This is a genomic window from Afifella pfennigii DSM 17143 (assembly GCF_000688515.1).
GTDB lineage: Bacteria > Pseudomonadota > Alphaproteobacteria > Rhizobiales > Afifellaceae > Afifella > Afifella pfennigii.
Genome location: NZ_JHZK01000031.1, coordinates 21,442 through 41,514, shown reverse-complemented (window position 1 = coordinate 41,514; position 20,073 = coordinate 21,442). Strand labels below are relative to the sequence as shown.

Below are 20,073 nucleotides of genomic sequence, written 5' to 3'. Positions count from 1 at the left end.
CTACCGCGGCCACGATGCGCCAAGGCCGCTCGGCGTCTTCCGCTCCGGGCAGAAGCGGGGCGTGTTCGGGGCCATCAAGAAGGAGCTCAGAAGACGATCCGCCATCGAGGCCGTTATCGGACACCTCAAGACCGACGGCCACATGGGCCGCAACTTCCTCAAGGGACGCCACGGCGACCACGCCAATGCCGTCCTCACCGCCGCCGGCTACAACTTCCGCCTCATCCTCCGCTGGCTGAGGCTTCTCTTGCGCCTCATCCTGGAGGCCTTTGCCAAAGCCATTGGCCCCAAAACCGCGCTCCAGACGGCTTCTTAACAGTCAACTCTTGGGGGATCGGCGCCCTTGGGGATCGGCGCCCTTGGGGATCGGCGCCCTTGGGGATCGGCGCCTTTGGGGATCGGCTCGGCCGCAGCGGGGCTACGGACGAGCCGAGCGCCGAAGCATTGGGCGCAAAAGCCCCGGCCCTTCAGGTTTGGTTTCGGCGGGGCTCGCCGCGTCGAGCCTCGCCGAAACCAAAACAGAACCGCTTCCAGCAAGGCATGACACGCTCTGGCGCACCTCGCCGCTCCAGGTCTCAGCGGCGGCGCGCGCTCACCATGCCGAGAAGGGCGAGGGTCACCAGGAAGAGGGAGGCGACAACGTTCCAGCCGGCGAAGGAGAGGCCGAGGAAACGCCAGACGGCATCCTCGCAGCTCGGCCCGACATTGCCGGCCTGCAGGGAGTTCAGCATGGAGGTGGCGTCCGACGGCCCGCCCGTGGGGGCGCAGGCGGCCGGGCCCTCCCAGAAATCCCATTCCACGCCGGCGTGATAGACGCCGAGCCCGGCGCTGACGGCCATGATGAGCGCCAGTCCCGCGAAGACGAGGATGAGCAGGGCGGGAGGCGCGGCGCGCCAGGCGGCCCCGGCGGCGAACGCGGCGACCGGCAAGGCGAGATAGTAGGGGACGCGCTCCGTCAGGCAGAGGGCGCAGGGCTCGTAACCGCCGATATGCTCAAAGGCGAGAGCGGCGAGCACCGTCGCCCCCGACGCCAGGAAGACGATGAGGGCAAGGGCGAGCGGGGAGCGCAGGAGGGCGGCCATCAATGGCCTCCCGGCATGGCGTATCTCGCCACCACGAAGCCGCCGAGCAGGAGCGCGAGCGAGACGGTGAAGACGAGGCCGAGGCGACGCTCGATGAAGGCGCGCACAGGCGGGCCGAAAGCATAGAGCAGGCCGGCCACGGCGAAAAAGCGGATGCCGCGGGCGACGATGCTGGCGACCATGAAGACCGGAAGCGACAGGCCGGTGGCGCCCGATGCGATGGTGATGACCTTGTAGGGAAAGGGCGTGACCCCGGCGATCAGCACCGCCCAGGCGCCCCAGGTATTGTAGCGCTCGGCGAAGGCCTGGAACTTGTCGCCATAGCCGTAGAAGGCGAGAATCGGCTCCGCCACCGCCTCGTAGAGGAAGGCGCCGATGAAATAGCCGGCGAGCCCGCCGAGGACGGAGGCGATGGTGCAGACGATGGCGTAGAACCAGGCCCGCGCCCGCTCCGCCAGCACCATCGGGATGAGCAGCGTATCGGGTGGGATGGGAAAGACGGAGCTTTCGATGAAGGAGACGCCGGCGAGCGCGGATGTCGCGTGGCGGCTGGCCGCTAGGCTCATGGTCCAGTCATAGAGGGCGCGTAGCATGGGCATTCCGTTTGTCGGCGAGAGGCTTATCGCCTTCACCCGGCCGCGGCTCAAGCCCTATCTGGCGCTTAGAACGCGTGTGCGGCGCAATGTGCGGAAAGATGGCGGGCGGGCGTGAGATGCAGGCGTGGCGATTGCCGTCTTGCGCTTCGCCAGCCGAGAGCCTAAGCAATCCGGCGGCGCTTCGGGCGAGCCTTTCAAGGGGCAGGCCGATGAGCGCATGCGGGCGTGGCGGAATTGGTAGACGCGCCGGACTCAAAATCCGGTTCTGGTGACAGAGTGTCGGTTCGAGTCCGACCGCCCGCACCACTTCGCCAAGGACATCGGCCAGCGCCTACATAAGCCGGCGATCGGGTGGCGCCTGGGGCGGAACACCGGCATAAGGCCCGCTATCGCCCGACGCCCCGCGGCCTGCATGGCCGTAGACGCGCAAATCGATATCGAGGCTTTTCAGCATCTCTGCGATGGGGCTCTGCGCGTTGCGGCTCAAGGCCCTTGTCAGGCCGCCCGCAAGGGTCGTGCTCGCCCAGGACAGATGGTCGTCGTCGGCAGAGCTCGCCAGAAGGTTGAGGTTGGAGCTCGGCAGCGGCGGCAGGTCGATGTCGCCATGCCAGGAGCCCAGGCTGTTGGATAGATGCGCTGAGACGATGGTTACGCCACCATTGGCCAGCTCGCGAAAAATCTCGCCGAGGCTGAAGAAGGTGAGATGCCGGGTCATGCGATGCTCGGCGCGGCAGAGCGCCTCCGCTGCAAGCCCGGTATAGAAGCAGCCATGCGGGAAGGAGACGACGCGGATATCCTGCGGGCCGGGAATGTGCGGCCGGCAGCCGGCCCAGCTAAGGCCGAAACGCCAGGTCCGCATGGAGTCGGCCAGGGGCTCGGCCGTCTCCGCCAGCCCGAGATGCAAATCGCCCGCATGGAAGGAGCGGATGACGTCGAGCGAGGTCATGGAGACGATCTCAACGTTGCCGGCCTTGAGGGAAGCCAAAGAACTCGCCAGGGCGAGGCGCACATCCTCCGGCATGCCGATCCTGATGGGCTCGCCGGAGATGCGGCGAATCTCGGCGACGCTCGCCTGGAAATCCTCCAGAAGCCGCGTCGCTTCGCCGACGAGACGCTCGCCACGGGCGGTAAAGTGGATGCTGCCGCGCCGGTGGTAGAGGACGGCGAAGCCGACGGCATCCTCGACCGCGGCGATCTGCTGGCTGATGGCGGGCTGGGTGCGCCCCACTTCCATCGCCGTCGCCGACATGCTGCGGGTGCGATACAGCACCCGCAGGGTGACCAGGTGGCGAAACGACAGCTTTTCCAAATAGAACATGCCGCTCTCCTCGCGCCTCCGCCCAGACCTTCTCAATCAGGAGTTATTCTGAAACGTTACCAGCACCTTTAAGGCGATTGAAGTGACGAGTACGAGAACGCCGAACAGCTTTGCCAAGGTTAAAGGCTCGCCGAAGACCAGGCTGCCGAGCAGGATGCCCATGATCGGCGTCAAGAGAAAGAAGGACGCCGCCTGGTTGGCCGTGAGGACGGTGAGCAGCCGGAACCAGATGGCCGTTCCCAGGATCGAGCCGAAAAGAACTAGGTAAGCGAGTTCCGGGATCGCCCGAACGACGCTGGCCAGGCTCGGCATTGCCTCCAAGAACGGGGCCAGGAGCAAGAGGGCCAGACCGGCGGAGAGGAACTGCAAGGCGCAGACCTCCAAGAAGTTGCGCGTGGAGACGATGCGCTTGATCAAGGTGTTGCCGAGCGCCAGCGAGGCCACCGCGACAACCAGGAGGAGGACGGCGAGGAGGTAGGCGCCGCTGGCGGCGCCCATCGTGTCGGCATCGAAGACGGCGATGGCGACACCGGCAACGCCCATGAGCACGGCGAGGATCTCCAGAGGTCCAGCCCGCTCCTGCAGCACCAGAAAGGCGGCCGGGATGGTGAGAAGCGGCAGGGAAGAGACGAAGATGTTGACGATGGAGGTCGGGATGGCCGTCAGCGCCCAATAGCAGGCGCCCAGATAGACGGCTTGCGACAACAGGCCGGAGAGCAGGATGGTCTGCCGCGCGGAGGACGGAGAACTGCGCCAGAGTTCGGCGGCGGCGCGCAGCCGCAGCGCCATCAGCATCGTCCCGGAAAGGGTCAGCCGGATGGCCGCCAGAAGCACCGGCGGGATCTCGTCGAGGGCAAGACGCGTGACGACGAAAGACAGCGACCAGATCAGGGCGAAGAGCGTTCCGCCAAGGACAACCCAAAAGGTGAGGGCGGAGAGGCGTTGCGTGGCCTGGGAAAAGAGCATGAATCAGACCCTCGGCGCGCGGCTTCCGCCGCGCCGCGAAACTGGAGGGCGCGCGCCCGCCGGGGCGGCACGGAAAGGCTTCGCTTGGCGCCCGGCGAGGCATGTGTCCCGCGCCGAAAGCGCCAGGCGGCTATTGTCCCGCCCCACCATCGCCGACATGCCTTCATCCCTCGCTTGCCGATCTTGAGGGCCCGGCCGGCGCCGGGCTCCGCAGCAGCCTGCCCGCCCCAGCCACGAAGACAAATCGAATATCCTTATTCCGCCGTACCCCGCCGAAGCGGAGCGGCGCCGGGCAAGGCCGGCGGGCTGTGAAGCACGGCGAGGGGGATGCGCGACCTCAGCCGAGCGCGGGCTCCGCGACCCTCGGGGCCCTGGCCGCCTGGCAATAGATCTTGGAGAGATACTTGATGCCCATATCGGGCAGGACGGTGACGATGGAAGCGCCGGGATGGCGCCCGGACAGCACCATGGCGCCCCAGACATTGGCGCCCGAACTGCCGCCGCACATCAGGCCCTGAGACCTGGCCAGCAGCCGCGCCGCGCCGAAAGCGTCCTCGTCGGTGAAGCGGACGACCTCGTCGATGAGGGAGAAATCCATGCAGCCGGCAAGATGGTCCTCGCCCACGCCTTCCACCGCATAAGGGGCGATCTCGCTCTCATCGACGGCGTCGGTATAGAAATAGGTGTAGTAGATCGAGCCGACCGGATCGAGCAGCACGATCTTGATGCTCGGATCCTTCTCCTTGAGGTAGCGGCCGACGCCGCAGATGGTGCCGCCGGTGCTGCCGCTGGCGACGAACAGGTCGATATGGCCGCCGGTCTGCTCCCAGATTTCCGGGCCGGTCGTCAGATAATGCGCCTCGGCATTGAGCGGGTTGTCGTACTGGTTGATCATGAAGGATCCGTGCAGGCCGGCGTGGATGTCCCGCGCCCGCTGCACGTAATGATCCGGATCGCCGGGACGGGCCTTGGTCGGACAGACAACGACCTCAGCGCCCATGGCGCGCAGCACCGCCTGCTTCTCGGCGCTGACCTTGTCGGGCATCGTCAGGATCGCCCGGTAGCCTTGCTGCGCGGCCACCATGGCGATGGCGGCGCCGGTGTTGCCGGAGGTGTTTTCCACGATGGTGCCGCCGGGCTGAAGCAGGCCACGCCTTTGCGCGTCGGCGACAATGTAACGGACGATGCGATCCTTGACGCTGCCGCCCGGATTGAGGAATTCGAGCTTGGCCCAGAGGCTGGCACTGTCGCCGAGCGGCAGGTTGTCCAGCCTGACGAGCGGCGTGTTGCCGATCGCCGAAAGGAGCGAATGCTCCAACGCATCAAATCCTTGTGCCATTCCTTGTGCCATTCCTTGTGCCATGAGATGCCCTTTCGCCCTGCGCAGCTTTTCGGCTGAAACCTCGCCGAGCTGGCCGGTCCTGGGCGAAGAATAAGCTTATGGGCCGACGCTCAAGTAATAAGTTTTTCTCATATTGCCGCGTTGGATAGACTGTAAGAATTCAATCTTGGCGCCGGACCGGGAAGCGTTTCGTAGGCGGAATTGAACTTTCTTATTTTGCCGGCGGCGGCGCGGATGCGCACTCTTGAGGCGAGACTTGGAGGGCGGGCCGGCGCTTTCGCGAGCGGCGCGCCCGCGGCCGCCGAGTGCGGCCAGAGAGGCCGCTGAAGAGAGGATCGTGCCATGGATGTTTCCGTTCGCCCCTTGCTTGCGCTTCACGATCTGGCTTCCGTGACGATGCATGACCGGGTCCATCTCGGCCCGCGCATGTCCGGCATCGAGGAGGAGCCGTGCAACGACTGGCTGCATGTCGCCCTTTCGGAGCTGCGCCGGTTGAAGCAGGACCGGGGCGAGAACATCGCGCGCGCCGCCTTCATCGGCAGCGCCAACGGCGTCGACGTCATCGCCGCGCTGCGGCTGTTCCGCATCGGCTCGCTGGTGGTGACGGATATCGTGCCGGAGATCATCCCGGACATCGAGCGCAACATCCGCGACAACACGGTGCCTGAGGATCTGCCGGAGGAGCTTTGCTTCGTCGTCGGGCGCGATTGCGAGCCGGTGCCGTGGGAATGCGACCTCATCTACGCCAACCTGCCGCTGGTGATGGCCTCCGACCAGGAGCTTCAATCCGACCTGGCGACGACGACGCTGACCGATTCCAGCGCCTATCTGAAACTGGCTTACGCAGAGGACGACCCGTTGCTGAAATGGTCGCTCCTGCCCCAGCTCGGCTTTCTCCTCTCAGCCAAGGAGAAGCTGGCGCCGGGCGGCTGCGTCATCACCTTGATCGGCGGGCGCATTCCCGAAGACGCCATCGCCGAATGCTTTCAGCGCGCCGGCATGGCCTTCGAGCGCGGGACGGTCGCGGTCATGCGTCAGAGCGATGAGGAATATGTGGAGCAATATGCGCTCTACGAAGCGCAGTTCACGCACGAGGCCTTCCTGTTCTACGACGAGGCGGCGGCCGCAGGCATCCTTCGCGAATGCGGCTACGCCTACCCTTCCATCGTCGACGTCTCGGCCGAGGAGATGCGGCTCCTTTTGGCGCCGGCGGCCCTGACGGCGGAGCAGGCCAGGCAGCGCGTGAGCGACGGGCACCACGTTGCGCATCTGTCCTATGGCTTCCGGGCCGTGCCCAAGGCGTGAGCCAGACCCTTGGTCGCGCAACTTCATCCCCTTGCGGCGGAGCAAGCCCTGCATGCCGCCGGCGCCGGGGCCGCCGGCCAGGGCCGGCTGGCGCTGCAGCCGACGCCGATCGAGGCAAGCCCGGCGCTTTCGGCGGAAATCGGGCTCGACGTCTGGGTCAAGCGCGAGGACCGGCATGACGCGATCGGTTCGGGCGTGAAGCGCCGCGCCGTCGCCGCCGTGCTCGCCCATCGCGCGGCGAGCGGCAAGAAAGCCATCCTCACCGACGGCGTGCCGCAATCGAACTGCATGCGCGCCATGGCGCATTACTGCCGGCAGGAAGGCGTGCCGATCTCTATCATCCTGCGCGGCCCGGCGCCGTCCTCTGCGCAGGGCAATTACCGCGCCATCCTGCAATCGGGCGCGGAGGTGGTGCAGATCGAGGACCCCTTGCGCTTTGAAGCGTGCCGGCAGGCGAAGCTCGCCGAGCTGGAGGAAAGGGGACTTGCCCCCCTCATCGTGCCGGCCGGCGCGGCCGCCCCTTTCGCTCTAGCCGGGCCGATCGGGCTGGGTTGCGAGATCGCCGCGCAGGAGAAGGCGCTCGGCATCTCATTCGACACGGTTGTGCTTCCAGTCGGTACCGGAGGGACGATTATCGGCCTTTACCTCAGCAGGCATTTCCACGACGCGAGCTGGCGGGTGGTCGGGGTGCGCATCGACGATTACGAGCGCATGACCTATCGGCGGCGACTTGCCGAATGCGCCCAAGCACTCGGCATCGTCCCGCCCCAGGGGGTGGCGCCGGAGCTTGTTGACGAGCTGCCGTTCACGCTGTTCGACGGGGCGCTCGGGAGCGGTTACGGCCATTTCACCGACGCAGACGTCGAGGAGAGCGAAAGGCTGCTTGCCGCCACGGGCCTTTATTTCGGGCCCACCTATATGCTGAAGGCGCTACGCGGCCTGAAGGCAATGGCCGCTGCCGGAGAGTTCGACCGGCGCCACAAAGTGCTTTTGGTGCATACGGGCGGGGTGAACGAGCGCGCCGCCCTGCAGCCAGGGAAATGCCAAGCCGACCGCCTCGCCGTCGGCTGCCGATGAGATGTCGGCGCTCGCCGCGCTCGCCTCCGCGCTTCTGCTTTTCGTCGTGGCGGCGATCGCGCCGGGGCCGAGCAATGTCCTGATCGTGGAGACCTCGCTGTCGCGTGGGGCTCGGCCGGCGCTCGCCCTCGCCTTCGGCGTGTCGACGGGGAGCTTTCTCTGGGCTCTCGGCTCGGCGCTCGGTATCGGCATCTTCCTGTTGGAAAGCGCCGCCTATCCATATCTCGTCGTCCTAGGGGCGATCGTGCTGTTCAAGCTGGCAGCCGACAGTGCCCGGCAGGCGCTGCGTCAGCCGGTTGGGCGGAAGGGGCGGGCAGGTCCGCGCCCCGCCGAAACTGGAGCGGAAGAACGCCTGGAAAGCGATGTGCGCGGGGCAGGCAAGGACGCCGCCCCCGGGGCGCTAACGGAGCGGCCGCTCGCACTGATGGGCAAAGGGCTCGTCGTATCGCTGTCGAACCCGAAATCGGCGCTGTTCTGGATCGCGGTCATGTCGCTGGCCTTGCAGCCCGACGCCGCGCCATCGCTGCTTGCGGCGATCGTCCTCGGCTGCACCGCGCTGGCCGTAGTCATTTACAGCGGCTTTGCCATGGCGGTGCAGATCCCCGCCCTGCGAGAGCTCTACGCGCAGGCGATCGCCGCCTTGCGTTGGGGCTTCGCCGCCCTCTATCTCGTCTTTGCGGCGAAGATGCTGAGCGGCATCGTATGGCCCGGCCCGACGGCATGAAGCGGAGCTCACCGACGCGTTCGGCCCCGACCATTGGGCCGTGCCATCCTTAAGTCTGCCTTAAGCCTGATGGACAAGCACGCTCAGGCTGGCAGGTGATCGGAATGCGGATACTCATCGTGGAGGACGACGCCGTCCTCAGAGACGGTCTCAAGGTGGGCTTGGCGATAAGCGGCTTCACGGCCGACGCGGTGGAGAGCTGCGAGGAAGCGAACGCGGTTCTGAAGAACCACGCATTCGACGCGCTCGTGCTCGATCTGATGCTGCCCGACGGTTCCGGGCTCGACGTGCTCAAATCCATGCGCGAGCGCCGCGACGACACGCCCGTCCTTCTTCTGACCGCGCGCGACGGCGTCGCCGACCGGATCGCCGGCTTGGATACCGGGGCCGACGACTATCTCGGCAAGCCCTTCGATCTCGACGAGGTGGCGGCGCGCCTGCGCGCCCTTGTCCGCCGCGCCGGCGGGCGCTCGCGCACCGTCCTGGAATGGCGGCATCTGCGGCTCGATCCCTCGGCGCAGCTGGTGGAGCGGGGCGGCGAACCGGTTCGGCTTTCGCGGCGCGAATATTCCATCCTGCATGTGCTCATGGCGCATCCGGGGCGGGTCCTTTCCAAGCGCCAGATCGAGGAAAAGCTCTATGGCTGGCAGGAAGAGGTGGAGAGCAACGCGGTGGAAGTCCACATCCATCATCTGCGCAGCAAGCTCGGGCCCGGCCTCATCGAGACGGTGCGCGGTATCGGCTATCGGTTAGGGGAGGAGGCCTAATGCCTTCCATCAGCACGCGCCTTTTCCTGATCCTGGTGATGACGACCGGACTGGTCTGGCTGTCGGCGGTGGTGTGGATCTTCCTCAGCACACGCGCGGAGGTGGAACGGGTCCTGGATGCGCGCCTGATGGAGGCGGGACGCATGGTCAGCTCCCTCATCGTCAGCCAGGACATCAAGGTCGATGCGGACCAGCCGCTCGGCGCCGAGCTTCCGGCGCGCCCGAACCTATCCTACGAGCGCCAGCTTTCCTGCCAGATCTGGTCCTTGCAGGGCGTCTTGATCGGACGCTCCGGCGGTGCCCCCGATCAAGAACTCGCCGAACATGCGGACGGGTTCTCGCAGACGATGATCAACGGCGAGAGCTGGCGCGTCTACGCCATCACCAACGCCGATCTGGGCGTGCGCGTCCTCATTGGCGACAATCTCACGATACGGGACGGGCTGGTCAACGACGTCATCCGCGGCCTGCTCTTGCCCGTGCTTTTGATCCTTCCCGCCCTTGCCGGTCTCATCTGGCTGAGCGTGCGGCGCGGGCTTGCGCCTCTCAACAACATCGCGCGCGACCTGGAAGGGCGCCGGGCTTCCGATCTCAGCCCGATCAAAGGCGTGGAGACGGCCAAGGAAATCGTTCCGGTCCTGGATTCGCTGAACGGACTCTTTGCGCGCGTCACCCGATTGCGCGAGCGGGAGCGCAATTTCATCGCCTTCGCCGCCCATGAACTGCGCACGCCGCTCGCCGGCCTCAAGACACAGGCGCAGGTGGCCCTGGCCAGCGACGAGCGGGCGATACGCGATCAGGCGTTGCGGCAGATCATGGTGGGGGTCGACCGCACCGGACGGCTGGTGCGGCAGCTTCTCGACATGTCGGCCATCGAGGCGCGCGAGCCGGCCGAGCGACGCGGCGCGGTCAAAGCGGGGACGGTGCTTTCCTCGCTGGCGCGCGAACTGGCCGATCCGGCCAGGAAGGTGACGATCGAAATCGCGCCCGGCCTCGATGCGCTGGAGCTTGAAATCGAGCCGGAGCTCTTCACGCTCGCCGCGCGCAACCTGATGGAAAACGCCGTCAACCATTCGCCCGAAGGCGGTGTCGTGCGCTGCCACATGGCGGTGGAGGGCGAGGAGCAATGTATCGTCATCGAGGATGACGGCCCCGGGATCGCGGCGGACGAGTTGCCGAAGGTCACCGAACGCTTCTTCCGCGGTCGCAACAAGGCGCCCATCGGCAGCGGGCTGGGGCTGGCGATCGTGGAACTGGCGCTGGGGCGAAGCGGCTGGCGGCTCAGGCTGCAAAACCGGGTCGCGGGCGGGCTGAGCGCCATCATCGCCTATGCGCCCGCGTCACGGGCGGCCGGAGCTTCCTGAGGCGGCCCTGTGCCGGGCCGCCCGGCGCGCTCGCGGCTGCGAGCATCACCGCCCGGTCATCGTCACCGCCCGCTGCGGTCGGCCCGACGCCCGTCATCCGACGAGGATCTGGCCGCCCGAGGGATCGGGGATGACGAGGATGGCGCTGCCGTCGCGCACATTGTCGGCAAGATGGATGACGTCCTGGTTGAGGAGCCGGATGCAGCCGGACGAGACGGCCTTGCCGATGCTCCAGTCCTCGGCGGTGCCGTGGACGCGATAGATGGTGTCGCGGTTGCCTTCGTGAATATAGAGGGCGCGGGAGCCGAGCGGGTTGTGCAGCCCCGGACCCATGCCGCCATTGGCGATGCTGTAGGGTTCAAGCTCGGGCTGGCGGGCGACCATCTCGTCGGGAGGGTTCCAGCGAGGCCATTCGCGCTTGTAGGCGATATGGCCGCGGCCGGCCCAGGAAAAGCCGTCGCGGCCGACGCCGACGCCGTAGCGCATGGCGCGGCCCTCGGGCCTGACATGGTAGAGGTAGCGATTGGGCGTATCGACGATGACCGTCCCGACCTTCTCCTTGGTCGGATAATCCACCTCCGCGCGCCACCAGCGCTCGTCGACCTTGGAGACGTCGACCTCCGGGATCGGGAACTTCTCATCGGGAATGGCCGCGTACATCAACGGCGTGACGGGGCGGACAGGTTCGGGCGCGACCGGGGCCACCGCAGCCGAGCGCGTGGAGACGCAACCCGTCAAAGCCAAGGCACCGGCGCCAAGCAGGAATGCGCGCCTGGGAAGGGCCGAGATCACTTGCTTATCCAATTGTTTGTCCAACCTTTTTTCGTTGTCGTGGCTCTGACAGGCAGATTTCCCACCTTAAGACTGGCTTAAGGAAGCGCGGGCCCGTCCGGTTTTCGAACCGGAGGGCCCGCAGCCATGTCTTCAAACACGCGTTACCAGGATCGTCGCCAGCCCGCCAAGGAGAAACGCCGCGCGCCATCCTTGCCGAAAGACGTCGCGGCGCCTTCCGGCGGGCTGTCGCGGCGCGCCCTGGTGTTGGGGGGCGCGCTGGCCGTGGCGGCACTCGCCGCGCCCCCGATCGGCTCCGCGCTTGCCGCCCCGCCCCTGACGGTGAGCGACGTGGAGAGCTATCGCCAGGCGCTGGCATCGCTCGCCCGGCAACACCGATACGCTCTCATCGATATTCGGGCCGAATGGTGCGCAGTCTGTCACAGGATCGAGCGGGAGGTTCTCGCCCATCCCTCGGTGGAGCGGCTCTTGCAGCGCGTGCCGCTCGTCAAGGTCGACGTCACGGCCATGGACGACGGCAATCGGCGGCTTCTTTCCTACCTGCGCGCCGACGGGCCGCCCACCTTCTTCGTGGTGGAGACCGCCAGCGGTGCCGAATACGCGCGCACCCGCTCGGTCGGCTCGTTCCGGCGGCGCGATCTCGTGCGGCGGCTGCGCCCGTTCGCGCAAGCCGGCTGAGGCTTGGGTGCGCCGGCGACCCATTCGCCGAGCTCGCGGCAGTATCGGCAGAGCGGGAACGCCCTTAATGTTGCCTTAAGCTTGGACCGGGAGAGGCCGCCGCACACCAGCAAGCTTTCGAACGCTCACACAATCTCACGGCGGTGCTTACCAGATGATACGATACCTTGCCGCGGCAGCCGCGATCCTTCTCCTGGCGGGCTGCAGCGACGACACTTCGGGCCAGGTCACTTCGGCAGAGAACAAGCCGGGCGAGAACAAGGCGGGCGAGAACAAGGCGGGCGCGGGGGCGGCGCTCCTCGCAACGCTTGAGAGCCGCGGCCTCAAGATCCACGGCCCGCTGGAGGCGCCCGGCGGGCTCAGCGCCTTCGCCGCAAGCTCGGGGGCAAGACCGCTCGCCGTCTATATCCTGCCCGACCCCGATTATGCGGTGATCGGGACCCTTATCGACGCGCAGGGCAATCCGGTGCTGGAGGAGGAGCTTCGGCAAATGGTCAGCCTGCCCGTCGATGAAGGGGCCTGGGGCAGCCTGGAAGCGGCGCGCTGGGTGCCGGATGGCGATCCGGAGGCGGCGCGCATCGTCTATACGTTCACCGATCCGAACTGTCCGTTCTGCAACGAGTTCTGGCGCGCCGCGCGCCCATGGGTGGAAGCCGGCAAGGTGCAGCTCAGGCATGTGATGGTCGGGATCATCCGGCCGGATTCGGCGGCCAAGGCCGCAGCCATCCTGGAGGCGGAGGCGCCGGAGGAAGCGCTCACCTTCAACGAGCGCAACCAGGGCGAGGGGGGTATTTCGCCGCTGCCCAGCGTCTCGCGCCAGACGAGCGCCGATCTCGCCGAAAATCTGGAGCTGATGCGAGAGCTGGGCTTCAGCGGAACGCCGGGTATCGTGGCGAGAGGTGGCGACGGCTCGCTCGTCCTTCAGACGGGCGCGCCGCGGGGCTCCGCTCTGGAGACGCTCCTGGGACCGCGCTGAGCCGCCGCGGTCAAGTTTCGCCTTCCGCCTTTCGACAGACGCCCGCCGGCCGTTCCGCGCAGCCGCTTCAGTGAGTTGATGCCGCACATGAATATCCTTCGGCTTCTTGCCAGCCTGCTTTTCGTCCTTCTGCCCCTCGCCGCTTCGGCGCAGCCATCCGATCTCCTGGAAGCGGAGGAGGCCTTCCGCTTCTCCGTCGAACGCGGCGAGGGCGGCGAGGTCGTGCTGCGCTGGGAGATTGCGGAGGATTACTACCTTTACCGCGAGCATCTGCAGGCGAGCGATGCCGGCAGCGGCGAGAGCCTGGCGCTTCAGAGCGAGCCGGGGGTGATGGAGGCCGACGACGCCAATTTCGGTCCGTCGGAGGTCTACTATTCGCAGGCCGTGGCGCGGCTTGGCAGCGACGCGCCGGAGAAGGTCGCGGTCAGCTATCAGGGGTGCAAGAAGAACTCCATCTGCTATCCGCCGCTCACCCTGACCGTTCACACCGAAAGCCTGAAGGTCTCAGAGCCCGTCGTCGGCTTCGCGGTCGCAGCAGCGCAGGAGACGGCGGCGGGCGAGGGCGAGGCTGGGGGCTTCAAGCTCGCCGAGGAAACGCTCGGCGGCGGCATGGTCGGCTCGTTGCTGGCAAGCGGCGGGGCGCTCTGGGTTGTCGCGAGCTTCCTCTTCTTCGGGCTGCTCCTCGTCTTCACGCCCTGCGTCTTGCCGATGTATCCGATCTTGAGCGCGACGCTGGCGCGCGAAGGCGAGGCGCTGACGGCGTGGCGGGGGTTCGTGCTTTCCTCAGCCTATGTGACGGCGATGGCGCTGGCATTCGGCATGCTCGGCGTCGTCGCCGCCTGGTCGGGGCAGAACCTGCAAATGGTGCTGCAATCGCCCTACGCCATCGGCGCGGTCGCGGTGCTCTTCGTCGTGCTGGCGACTTCGATGTTCGGCCTGTTCGAGCTGCAATTGCCGTCCGCCTGGGTGAGCCGCATTTCCGGCGCGCAGGCCGGCACAAGGGGCTCCATAGGCGGCGCGGCGGCCATGGGGTTCGTCTCCGCGCTCATCGTCGGGCCCTGCGTTACCGCGCCGCTGGCGGCCGCCCTGCTCTACATCGCCCAGACGGGGGACGTCTATCTCGGCGCATCGGCGCTTTTCGCGCTCGGCCTCGGGCAGGGCATCCCGCTCATCGCCTTCGGCACGCTGGGAAGCCGCGCCTTGCCCCGCGCCGGCGTCTGGATGGTGCACGTCAAGCATATCTTCGGCTTCGTTTTCCTCGGCGCCGCCGTGTGGATGGTGTCGAGGATCGTGGCGCCGGAGCTCAGCCTGGCGCTGTGGGCGGTTCTCTTGATCACGGCGGCCGTCTTCGTCGGCCTCGCCGACAGGCTGACGGCGGATGCGACGGCCGGCCCGCGCTTTCGCAAGGCCGGCGGGCTGGCGCTTTCGCTCGGCGGCGTCATTCTCGCCATCGGCGCGGCGTCGGGCGGAACCGACCCGCTGCGGCCGCTCGCCCATTTCGGCACGGACGGCGCGGGGCAAGAGGCGAGGGCACAGCTCAGCTTCGTGGAAGCCGATTCCACGGCAGGGCTCGCGGAAAGGCTGGCTTCGGCCGAGGGCCGTCCCACGCTCGTCTATTTTACCGCCGATTGGTGCGTCACCTGCAAGGTGATCGAGCGGGACGTCCTGCCGGCGGCAGAGATCGTCGCCGGGCTCGACGGGTTTCAGCGCGTCAAGATCGACGTGACGAGCCTGGACGAGGCGAACCAGGAATTGATGCGCGATCTCGCCGTCGTCGGTCCGCCCACGATGATCTTCTTCGATCAGCAAGGGGCCGAGCTCAGCGGCTCCAGGCTTGTCGGCGACGTGACAGCAAAAACGCTCAAGGCGTCGATCGCGCGGGTGGGGAGCTAGAGCCAAGATGAACGCCGTTGCGATAGGTCCTCTCGTCTTCGCCCCCGACCGGTTTGCCGCCATCCTGGCGATCGCGGCATTCCTCATCCTGAGCGAGGTACTGTCGCGCAAGGTCGATGCGCGCTTCTCCGCATGGGCGTGGGGAACCACCATCGCCTTTATCGTCGGAGCGCGGCTGGGGCACGTTCTCAGCTACGCGGAAAGCTTCCTGGCCGAGCCGTGGCGGGTCTTCGCCGTCTGGCAGGGAGGCTTTCTCGTGGAGGCCGGGCTCGGTGTCGCGGTCCTCTTCACCGCCTTTCGTTTCCGCCATCATCTGCGCCTGGTGCCCTGGACGGTGCTGCCGGCGGCGGCGGCGGCCTATATGGCCGTCCTCGTCATCCAGCTGACCGCCGGCACACCGCAAACGGCGCTGCCCAGCGATGGCGGCTATTTCACCCTCGCCGGCGAACCGTTCCAGCCGCGCGAGCTTGAGGGCCGTCCCGCGGTCGTCAATCTTTGGGCGACCTGGTGCCCGCCCTGCCGCAGAGAGATGCCGATGATGGTCGATGTGGCCGAAAACAACGACGATGCGGTCTTCGTCTTCGTCAACCAGGGCGAGGGACGGGAGACCATCGAACGATATCTGACGAGCGAAAATCTCCGGCTCGATCACATCATCGTCGATTCCCTGGGCGAATTCGGCCGCCATTACGCGGCACGAGGCCTGCCCGCCACGCTGTTCATCGGGCCCGACGGTCTGCTGCGCTCCATGCATCTGGGCGAGATTTCGCGCGAAGCGCTTCTCGGCGGCATCGAAGAACTGGAGTAGACCGCCCTTCAAAGGCTCGAGCAGGGGGTAGAAGAGGGTCGGCCCGGCAAAGCGGAGGGCGGGCCGCTTCCTCAGCCCGGCCGACCGGAGCACTCACTGACGGGTGTAGCCCATGCCCGTGGAACCGTCGGAGACCATCAGGTTCTGGCCGTCGGGATCGATGCGCACGGTGCCGGTATTGGGAAGCCGGTATCCGGGCTGGTTGGCGGGCAGATAGGTGCGGTTGAAGGCCTGGCCGACATTCGGGGCGGAACGGATCTCGGAGATGACCTCGCCGTCGAGATTGCCGATCTGCTGCGCCTCGCCGGGGTCGAGCGTCACCTCCGGATTGTGGGCGCCGGCCTCAATCCACAGGCCGATATAGAGATTGGTGCGGTTTTCCAGTCGGAACGCCATGGAATGCTCTCCTCTGCGATGATCTACTTATAGTTGCTTTATGAAGGAAAAGTTTCCGTAGGTTGTGTTTCTGGGCGAGCATCCTTTACGCTTAGACTTCGATGATAAGTGTCATCGCTCTTGGCGTGCAGTTGCGCCTTCGGTGCCGACATGCCGGAATATTTCGGCGTATCGCCCATGCCTCTGGCCTCTTGAATAACCAAGCGCGTCACCCGGCCAGGCACTGCGCCGCGTTGCGGCGCGGCACGGGCGGGTCTTGGAAGTCTCACCTAAAACTGGTTTCTTGCGCGCTCACCGCCGGACAAGCGACGCGCCGGCGACAGGCGAAGAGGTGACGGGGCGGCATGGAATGGCTGACAGAGCATAAGCTGCCGATCGGCCCGCTCGCCCGCGACGGCGTCGACTGGCTGACGGCGAACGCCTCCGGCTTCTTCGATGCGATCTCCTTCGCGCTCAGCCATATGATCGAGGCGATCCTGTTTGTCCTGCAGGCGCCGCATCCGCTCATCGTCGTGGCGTTGACGACGGCCTTCGCCTTCGCGCTGTCGCGCAAGATCGGCTTTTCCATCTTCGTCGCCGCCGGCCTCACCCTCATCATCAATCAGGGCTATTGGGAGGAGACGACGGAGACGCTCGCCCTGGTTCTTTCCTCCGCCATCATCTGCATGACGATCGGCGTGCCGATCGGCATCGCCGCGGCGCGGCGGCCCTGGCTGATGCAGGCGCTCAGACCGGTGCTGGACCTGATGCAGACGATACCGACCTTCGTCTATCTCATTCCCGCGCTCATCCTCTTCGGCCTCGGCATGGTGCCGGGCCTCATCGCCACCGTCGTCTTCGCCATCCCGGCGCCGATCCGGCTGACCCAGCTCGGCATCGCCTCCACGCCGCGGCCGCTGATCGAGGCGGCGGAAGCCTTCGGCGCCACCTCCTGGCAGCGGCTGTGGAAGGTGGAACTGCCCTATGCGCTGCCGCAGATCATGGCCGGGCTGACGCAGACGATCATGCTGTCGCTCTCCATGGTGGTGATCGCCGCGCTGGTGGGGGCGGACGGGCTCGGCGTGCCGACCCTGCGGGCGCTCAACCAGGTGAACATCGCGCGCGGATTCGAGGTCGGGGTGGCGATTGTCCTCGTTGCCATCATCCTCGACCGGCTGTGCCGCGGCGGGACCGGCCGGCGCACATGAGCGAGGCGCCAGCGCAGACGGTGGTGCGCTTTTGCGGCGTCGATATCGTCTTCGGCGACGATCCGAAATCGGCGCTGCCGCTCATCGATGCCGGCAAGAGCCGCGCGGAGATCCAGGAAGAGACCGGCCAGATCGTCGGCGTCAAGCAAGCCGACCTTAGCGTCGGCGACGGGGAAGTGGTGGTGCTGATGGGGCTTTCCGGCTCCGGCAAATCGACGCTGCTTCGCGCCGTCAACGGCCTCAACAAGGTGACCCGCGGCGAGGTCTACGTCTTCGACGGCGAGAGCGAGGTGCCGATACATTCCTGCGGCGCGCGCCGGCTTCGCAAGCTGCGACGCAACCGCGTCTCCATGGTGTTCCAGCAATTCGCGCTCCTGCCCTGGCGCACGGTGCGCGAGAACGTGGCGCTCGGCCTTGAGCTTTCGCATGAGAGGCGGCGCAAGCGCCGGGAGGCGGTGGAGCGGCAGCTGGAACTCGTCGGCCTCGCCGGCTGGGGCGACAAGCGGGTGGACGAGCTCTCCGGCGGCATGCAGCAGCGCGTCGGCCTGGCGCGCGCCTTCGCCAACGACGCGCCGATCCTGCTGATGGACGAGCCTTTCTCCGCCCTCGACCCGCTCATTCGCGACCGGCTGCAGGACGAGCTGCTCGACCTGCAACGACGATTGAAGCGCACCATCATCTTCGTCTCGCACGATCTCGACGAGGCGCTGAAGATCGGCAATCGCATCGCCATCATGGAGGGCGGGCTGATCGTGCAGGTGGGCACGCCGCAGGAGATCGTCCTCAAGCCGGCGAGCGACTATGTGCGCGCCTTCGTCTCGCATATGAACCCGCTCAACGTCTTGCGTGCGCAGGAAGTGATGCGGCGCATCCCCTCGCAGGACCGGCGGACGGGCGCGCCAGAGGCTACGGGGCTCGGCGCGGGGCTCAGCATGACCACGGCGGGCGAGGTTGTGCGCAACGGCGCCGTCGTCGACATGGTGCCGCTCGCGGCGCTGGAGGGGGCGGGCGAGAGCGCGAGCGCCGCCTGCATCTGCGTGGAGCGCGAGACGAAGCTGCGCGAGATGATCGATGCGCGCCTGAAGCATCGCGGCCCCTTCCTGGTGCGCGACGCGGCCGGGCTGTGCGGCGTCGTCGGCGACGAGGAGCTTTTTCGCGGCCTCACCCGCAGCGATGGCGGCAGTGGAGGCAGTGGCGGCGAGGAGGCCGGGACGCCGCCGCCGGGTTGAGGCGGGCGCGGCCTCCCGGCAAAGGCGTCAAGATGTCGGGCCGCAAGAGGCCGGGCCGCCCGCAAACGCGATCATTGCTGCTGCCGCAGCACGCATTCAAAGGAGGTGCCGTCCGGGTCGGGCTCGCGATAGGTCGCCTCTTCGCCCTTGATCCAGATGGAGCGACCGAAGCTTCCCTCGTATTTCGATCCGGACGCGGCCGGCTGCAGCGAGCCGGTGTCGACGCTATCGCCGCGCTCAAAGCGCAGGCTGGGAAGCTCGGTGTCGAAGAAGGTGGTGACGACCTCGTTGGCGGGGTTCTCGCCGCACGTCCAGAAGGCAGTTCCCGTCGGCTCTTCAAGCAACCACTGCGCCACCAATGCGCCCTCGCGGCGCAGATAGGCCGCCTCGACGCAGGCCCTGAGGTCGTCGGCCTTCCAGCATTCGTCCCGGCCCTTGATCCAGCCGCGCTGGTAGGCCCGCAATTCGTCGACGGCCTGCGAGGCTCCGACGTCCAGGCCGCGGGCCGCGGCAAGCGCGGCGGCGAAGCGGTCCGAGACGCGCCGGTCCAAAGCCGCCAGAGCCGCGTCCCCGCATATCAGTTTTTCCGCCGAGCTTTCGGCCTTGCCGCAATCGAAGGAGGGACCGTCCTGCGCGAGCGCCGGGCTCGCCACGCACAGGCACAGGAAGATGAGCAGACGGCGCATGGAATTTCTCCTCATTGCGGGAAGCGGGGTCCTGCCGCGCGAAAGAGCAATTAGGCGCGCGAGCGCATCCTGCAATCGCCAGCGGAGCGTTTCACGACATTGCCGACATGGGCGCGTTCTAGAAGCGCCAGGCGAGCAAGACCGCACCGAGAGCGATGGCGGCGATGCCGAGCCAGTTGAGCAAGGTCAGCTCCTCGCCGAGGAAGACGGCGGCGAAGACGGCGACGAGCACGATGGAGAGCTTGTCGAGCGGGGCCACCTGCGAGGCGTTGCCGAGCTGGAGGGCGCGGAAATAGCACAGCCAGGAGGCGCCGGTGGCAAGGCCGGAGAGCACCAGGAAGACGGCGCTCCTCGCCGAGACGGCTGGGAGCGGCTTCAATTCGCCGAGCGAGACGAGCAGGAAAAACAGGCCGACGAACACGACGCCGGTGCGGATGAAGGTGGCAAGGTCGGGCGAGATGTCCTCCACGCCAACTTTGGCGAAGATCGCCGTCAGCGCGGCAAAGAAGGCCGCCAACAGAGCCCAGATCTGCCAGGTGAAGGTGAATGCGGACACGATTCTTGCTCCTCCTTCTTGTGCGGCGACGCGGCGAACCTTGCCGGCCCTGGCGAAAGCTGCGCGCGCCGGCCGCCTGCATTGACAAAGCACCGGACGAGCGCCTATCTCAGCGCCCGAGCAGAATTGGGCGCGAGACAGCGCTGCGAGACAGAACGATGAAGATCCGTAACTCCCTCAAGACGCTGAGACACCGCCATCGCGACAACCGCATGGTGCGCCGCAAGGGCCGCGTCTACATCATCAACAAGACGCAGAAGAAGTTCAAAGTCCGCCAGGGCTGAGGCGCGCCGGCCAGTCTCCGGCCGAGGCCTGCTTCTTGACCACGTCG

General features: G+C 66.9%; 21 protein-coding genes, 1 tRNA gene and 1 pseudogene. 14 read left to right on the top strand and 9 right to left on the bottom strand.

Features of this window, described 5'->3' with window-relative positions; translation table 11 throughout:
• Window positions 1–316 (top strand): annotated as a pseudogene (locus tag Q331_RS22280) (IS5/IS1182 family transposase); the annotation flags it as partial.
• 259 nt (window positions 317–575) lie between these two features.
• Here Q331_RS22280 and Q331_RS0116830 read toward each other — a convergent pair.
• Both Q331_RS0116830 and Q331_RS0116825 read right to left on the bottom strand, forming a co-directional pair.
• Window positions 576–1,082: a disulfide bond formation protein B gene (locus Q331_RS0116830; protein ID WP_026381631.1), complete on the bottom strand. Its 507-nt coding sequence runs from the start codon at window positions 1,080–1,082 to the stop codon at window positions 576–578.
• Entirely contained in the window at window positions 1,082–1,675 is a 594-nt protein-coding gene (locus Q331_RS0116825; protein ID WP_026381630.1) for a YqaA family protein, read from the bottom strand. Before Q331_RS0116825 ends, Q331_RS0116830 begins: the two co-directional genes overlap by 1 nt.
• 222 nt (window positions 1,676–1,897) lie before the next feature.
• On the opposite strand from Q331_RS0116825, the gene Q331_RS0116815 reads away from it, so the two are divergent.
• Window positions 1,898–1,984: transfer RNA gene (locus Q331_RS0116815), tRNA-Leu, on the top strand.
• A 25-nt stretch (window positions 1,985–2,009) separates the two neighbouring features.
• Here the strand turns inward: Q331_RS0116815 and Q331_RS23245 are convergent.
• From Q331_RS23245 to Q331_RS22270, 3 genes are all read right to left on the bottom strand, one after another.
• The gene (locus Q331_RS23245) at window positions 2,010–2,996 is read right to left on the bottom strand and encodes a LysR family transcriptional regulator (protein WP_026381629.1); all 987 of its coding nucleotides are present in this window, start codon (window positions 2,994–2,996) and stop codon (window positions 2,010–2,012) included.
• A 36-nt stretch (window positions 2,997–3,032) separates the two neighbouring features.
• Window positions 3,033–3,962, bottom strand: a complete 930-nt coding sequence (locus Q331_RS0116805) for a DMT family transporter (protein ID WP_026381628.1) — start codon at window positions 3,960–3,962, stop codon at window positions 3,033–3,035.
• A 337-nt stretch (window positions 3,963–4,299) separates the two neighbouring features.
• Window positions 4,300–5,301: a PLP-dependent cysteine synthase family protein gene (locus Q331_RS22270; protein WP_051631297.1), complete on the bottom strand. Its 1,002-nt coding sequence runs from the start codon at window positions 5,299–5,301 to the stop codon at window positions 4,300–4,302.
• A 345-nt stretch (window positions 5,302–5,646) separates the two neighbouring features.
• Between Q331_RS22270 and Q331_RS0116795 the strand changes: the two genes are divergently transcribed.
• The 5 genes from Q331_RS0116795 to Q331_RS0116775 all read left to right on the top strand — a co-directional run bounded on the left by Q331_RS0116795 (window position 5,647) and on the right by Q331_RS0116775 (window position 10,541).
• Window positions 5,647–6,609 (top strand): hypothetical protein, encoded by a 963-nt coding sequence (locus tag Q331_RS0116795; protein WP_026381627.1) that lies wholly within the window; start codon window positions 5,647–5,649, stop codon window positions 6,607–6,609.
• A gap of 9 nt (window positions 6,610–6,618) precedes the next feature.
• A complete protein-coding gene (locus Q331_RS0116790) occupies window positions 6,619–7,686 on the top strand; it encodes a 1-aminocyclopropane-1-carboxylate deaminase/D-cysteine desulfhydrase (RefSeq protein ID WP_026381626.1) in 1,068 nt (355 codons plus the stop codon).
• 1 nt (window position 7,687) lies between these two features.
• Window positions 7,688–8,410 (top strand): LysE family translocator, encoded by a 723-nt coding sequence (locus Q331_RS0116785; RefSeq protein ID WP_026381625.1) that lies wholly within the window; start codon window positions 7,688–7,690, stop codon window positions 8,408–8,410.
• A gap of 104 nt (window positions 8,411–8,514) precedes the next feature.
• Window positions 8,515–9,177, top strand: coding sequence for a response regulator (locus Q331_RS0116780; RefSeq protein WP_026381624.1), 663 nt, complete (start codon window positions 8,515–8,517; stop codon window positions 9,175–9,177).
• Complete coding sequence (locus tag Q331_RS0116775) at window positions 9,177–10,541, top strand: ATP-binding protein (RefSeq protein ID WP_026381623.1); 1,365 nt, start codon at window positions 9,177–9,179, stop codon at window positions 10,539–10,541. Before Q331_RS0116780 ends, Q331_RS0116775 begins: the two co-directional genes overlap by 1 nt.
• A gap of 93 nt (window positions 10,542–10,634) precedes the next feature.
• Here the strand turns inward: Q331_RS0116775 and Q331_RS0116770 are convergent, their stop codons facing one another.
• Window positions 10,635–11,285, bottom strand: a complete 651-nt coding sequence (locus tag Q331_RS0116770; protein WP_084175121.1) for a L,D-transpeptidase — start codon at window positions 11,283–11,285, stop codon at window positions 10,635–10,637.
• A 174-nt stretch (window positions 11,286–11,459) separates the two neighbouring features.
• On the opposite strand from Q331_RS0116770, the gene Q331_RS0116765 reads away from it, so the two are divergent.
• From Q331_RS0116765 to Q331_RS0116750, 4 genes are all read left to right on the top strand, one after another.
• Complete coding sequence (locus tag Q331_RS0116765; RefSeq protein WP_026381621.1) at window positions 11,460–12,011, top strand: thioredoxin family protein; 552 nt, start codon at window positions 11,460–11,462, stop codon at window positions 12,009–12,011.
• Window positions 12,012–12,165: 154 nt separating this feature from the next.
• Window positions 12,166–12,987 carry a thiol:disulfide interchange protein DsbG gene (gene dsbG, locus Q331_RS0116760; RefSeq protein ID WP_051631296.1) on the top strand — a complete coding sequence of 274 codons (822 nt, stop codon included), beginning with the start codon at window positions 12,166–12,168 and terminating at the stop codon, window positions 12,985–12,987.
• Window positions 12,988–13,074: 87 nt separating this feature from the next.
• On the top strand, window positions 13,075–14,880 hold the full coding sequence (dsbD, locus tag Q331_RS0116755; RefSeq protein ID WP_026381619.1) for a protein-disulfide reductase DsbD: 1,806 nt from the start codon (window positions 13,075–13,077) through the stop codon (window positions 14,878–14,880).
• Window positions 14,881–14,887: 7 nt separating this feature from the next.
• A complete protein-coding gene (locus tag Q331_RS0116750) occupies window positions 14,888–15,688 on the top strand; it encodes a TlpA disulfide reductase family protein (protein WP_026381618.1) in 801 nt (266 codons plus the stop codon).
• A gap of 93 nt (window positions 15,689–15,781) precedes the next feature.
• Here the strand turns inward: Q331_RS0116750 and Q331_RS0116745 are convergent, their stop codons facing one another.
• Window positions 15,782–16,084: a hypothetical protein gene (locus Q331_RS0116745; protein WP_026381617.1), complete on the bottom strand. Its 303-nt coding sequence runs from the start codon at window positions 16,082–16,084 to the stop codon at window positions 15,782–15,784.
• Window positions 16,085–16,428: 344 nt separating this feature from the next.
• Here Q331_RS0116745 and choW point away from each other — a divergent pair, with 344 nt between their 5' ends.
• A complete protein-coding gene (choW, locus tag Q331_RS0116740) occupies window positions 16,429–17,271 on the top strand; it encodes a choline ABC transporter permease subunit (RefSeq protein ID WP_026381616.1) in 843 nt (280 codons plus the stop codon).
• Complete coding sequence (choV, locus tag Q331_RS22265; RefSeq protein WP_051631299.1) at window positions 17,268–18,500, top strand: choline ABC transporter ATP-binding protein; 1,233 nt, start codon at window positions 17,268–17,270, stop codon at window positions 18,498–18,500. Before choW ends, choV begins: the two co-directional genes overlap by 4 nt.
• 71 nt (window positions 18,501–18,571) lie before the next feature.
• Here the strand turns inward: choV and Q331_RS22260 are convergent, their stop codons facing one another.
• Both Q331_RS22260 and Q331_RS0116725 read right to left on the bottom strand, forming a co-directional pair.
• On the bottom strand, window positions 18,572–19,186 hold the full coding sequence (locus tag Q331_RS22260) for an MliC family protein (RefSeq protein ID WP_034492807.1): 615 nt from the start codon (window positions 19,184–19,186) through the stop codon (window positions 18,572–18,574).
• A 118-nt stretch (window positions 19,187–19,304) separates the two neighbouring features.
• Window positions 19,305–19,742, bottom strand: coding sequence for an EamA family transporter (locus Q331_RS0116725; protein WP_026381615.1), 438 nt, complete (start codon window positions 19,740–19,742; stop codon window positions 19,305–19,307).
• A 158-nt stretch (window positions 19,743–19,900) separates the two neighbouring features.
• Here Q331_RS0116725 and ykgO point away from each other — a divergent pair, with 158 nt between their 5' ends.
• The gene (ykgO, locus tag Q331_RS0116720; protein WP_026381614.1) at window positions 19,901–20,026 is read left to right on the top strand and encodes a type B 50S ribosomal protein L36; all 126 of its coding nucleotides are present in this window, start codon (window positions 19,901–19,903) and stop codon (window positions 20,024–20,026) included.
• Window positions 20,027–20,073: the final 47 nt, after the last annotated feature.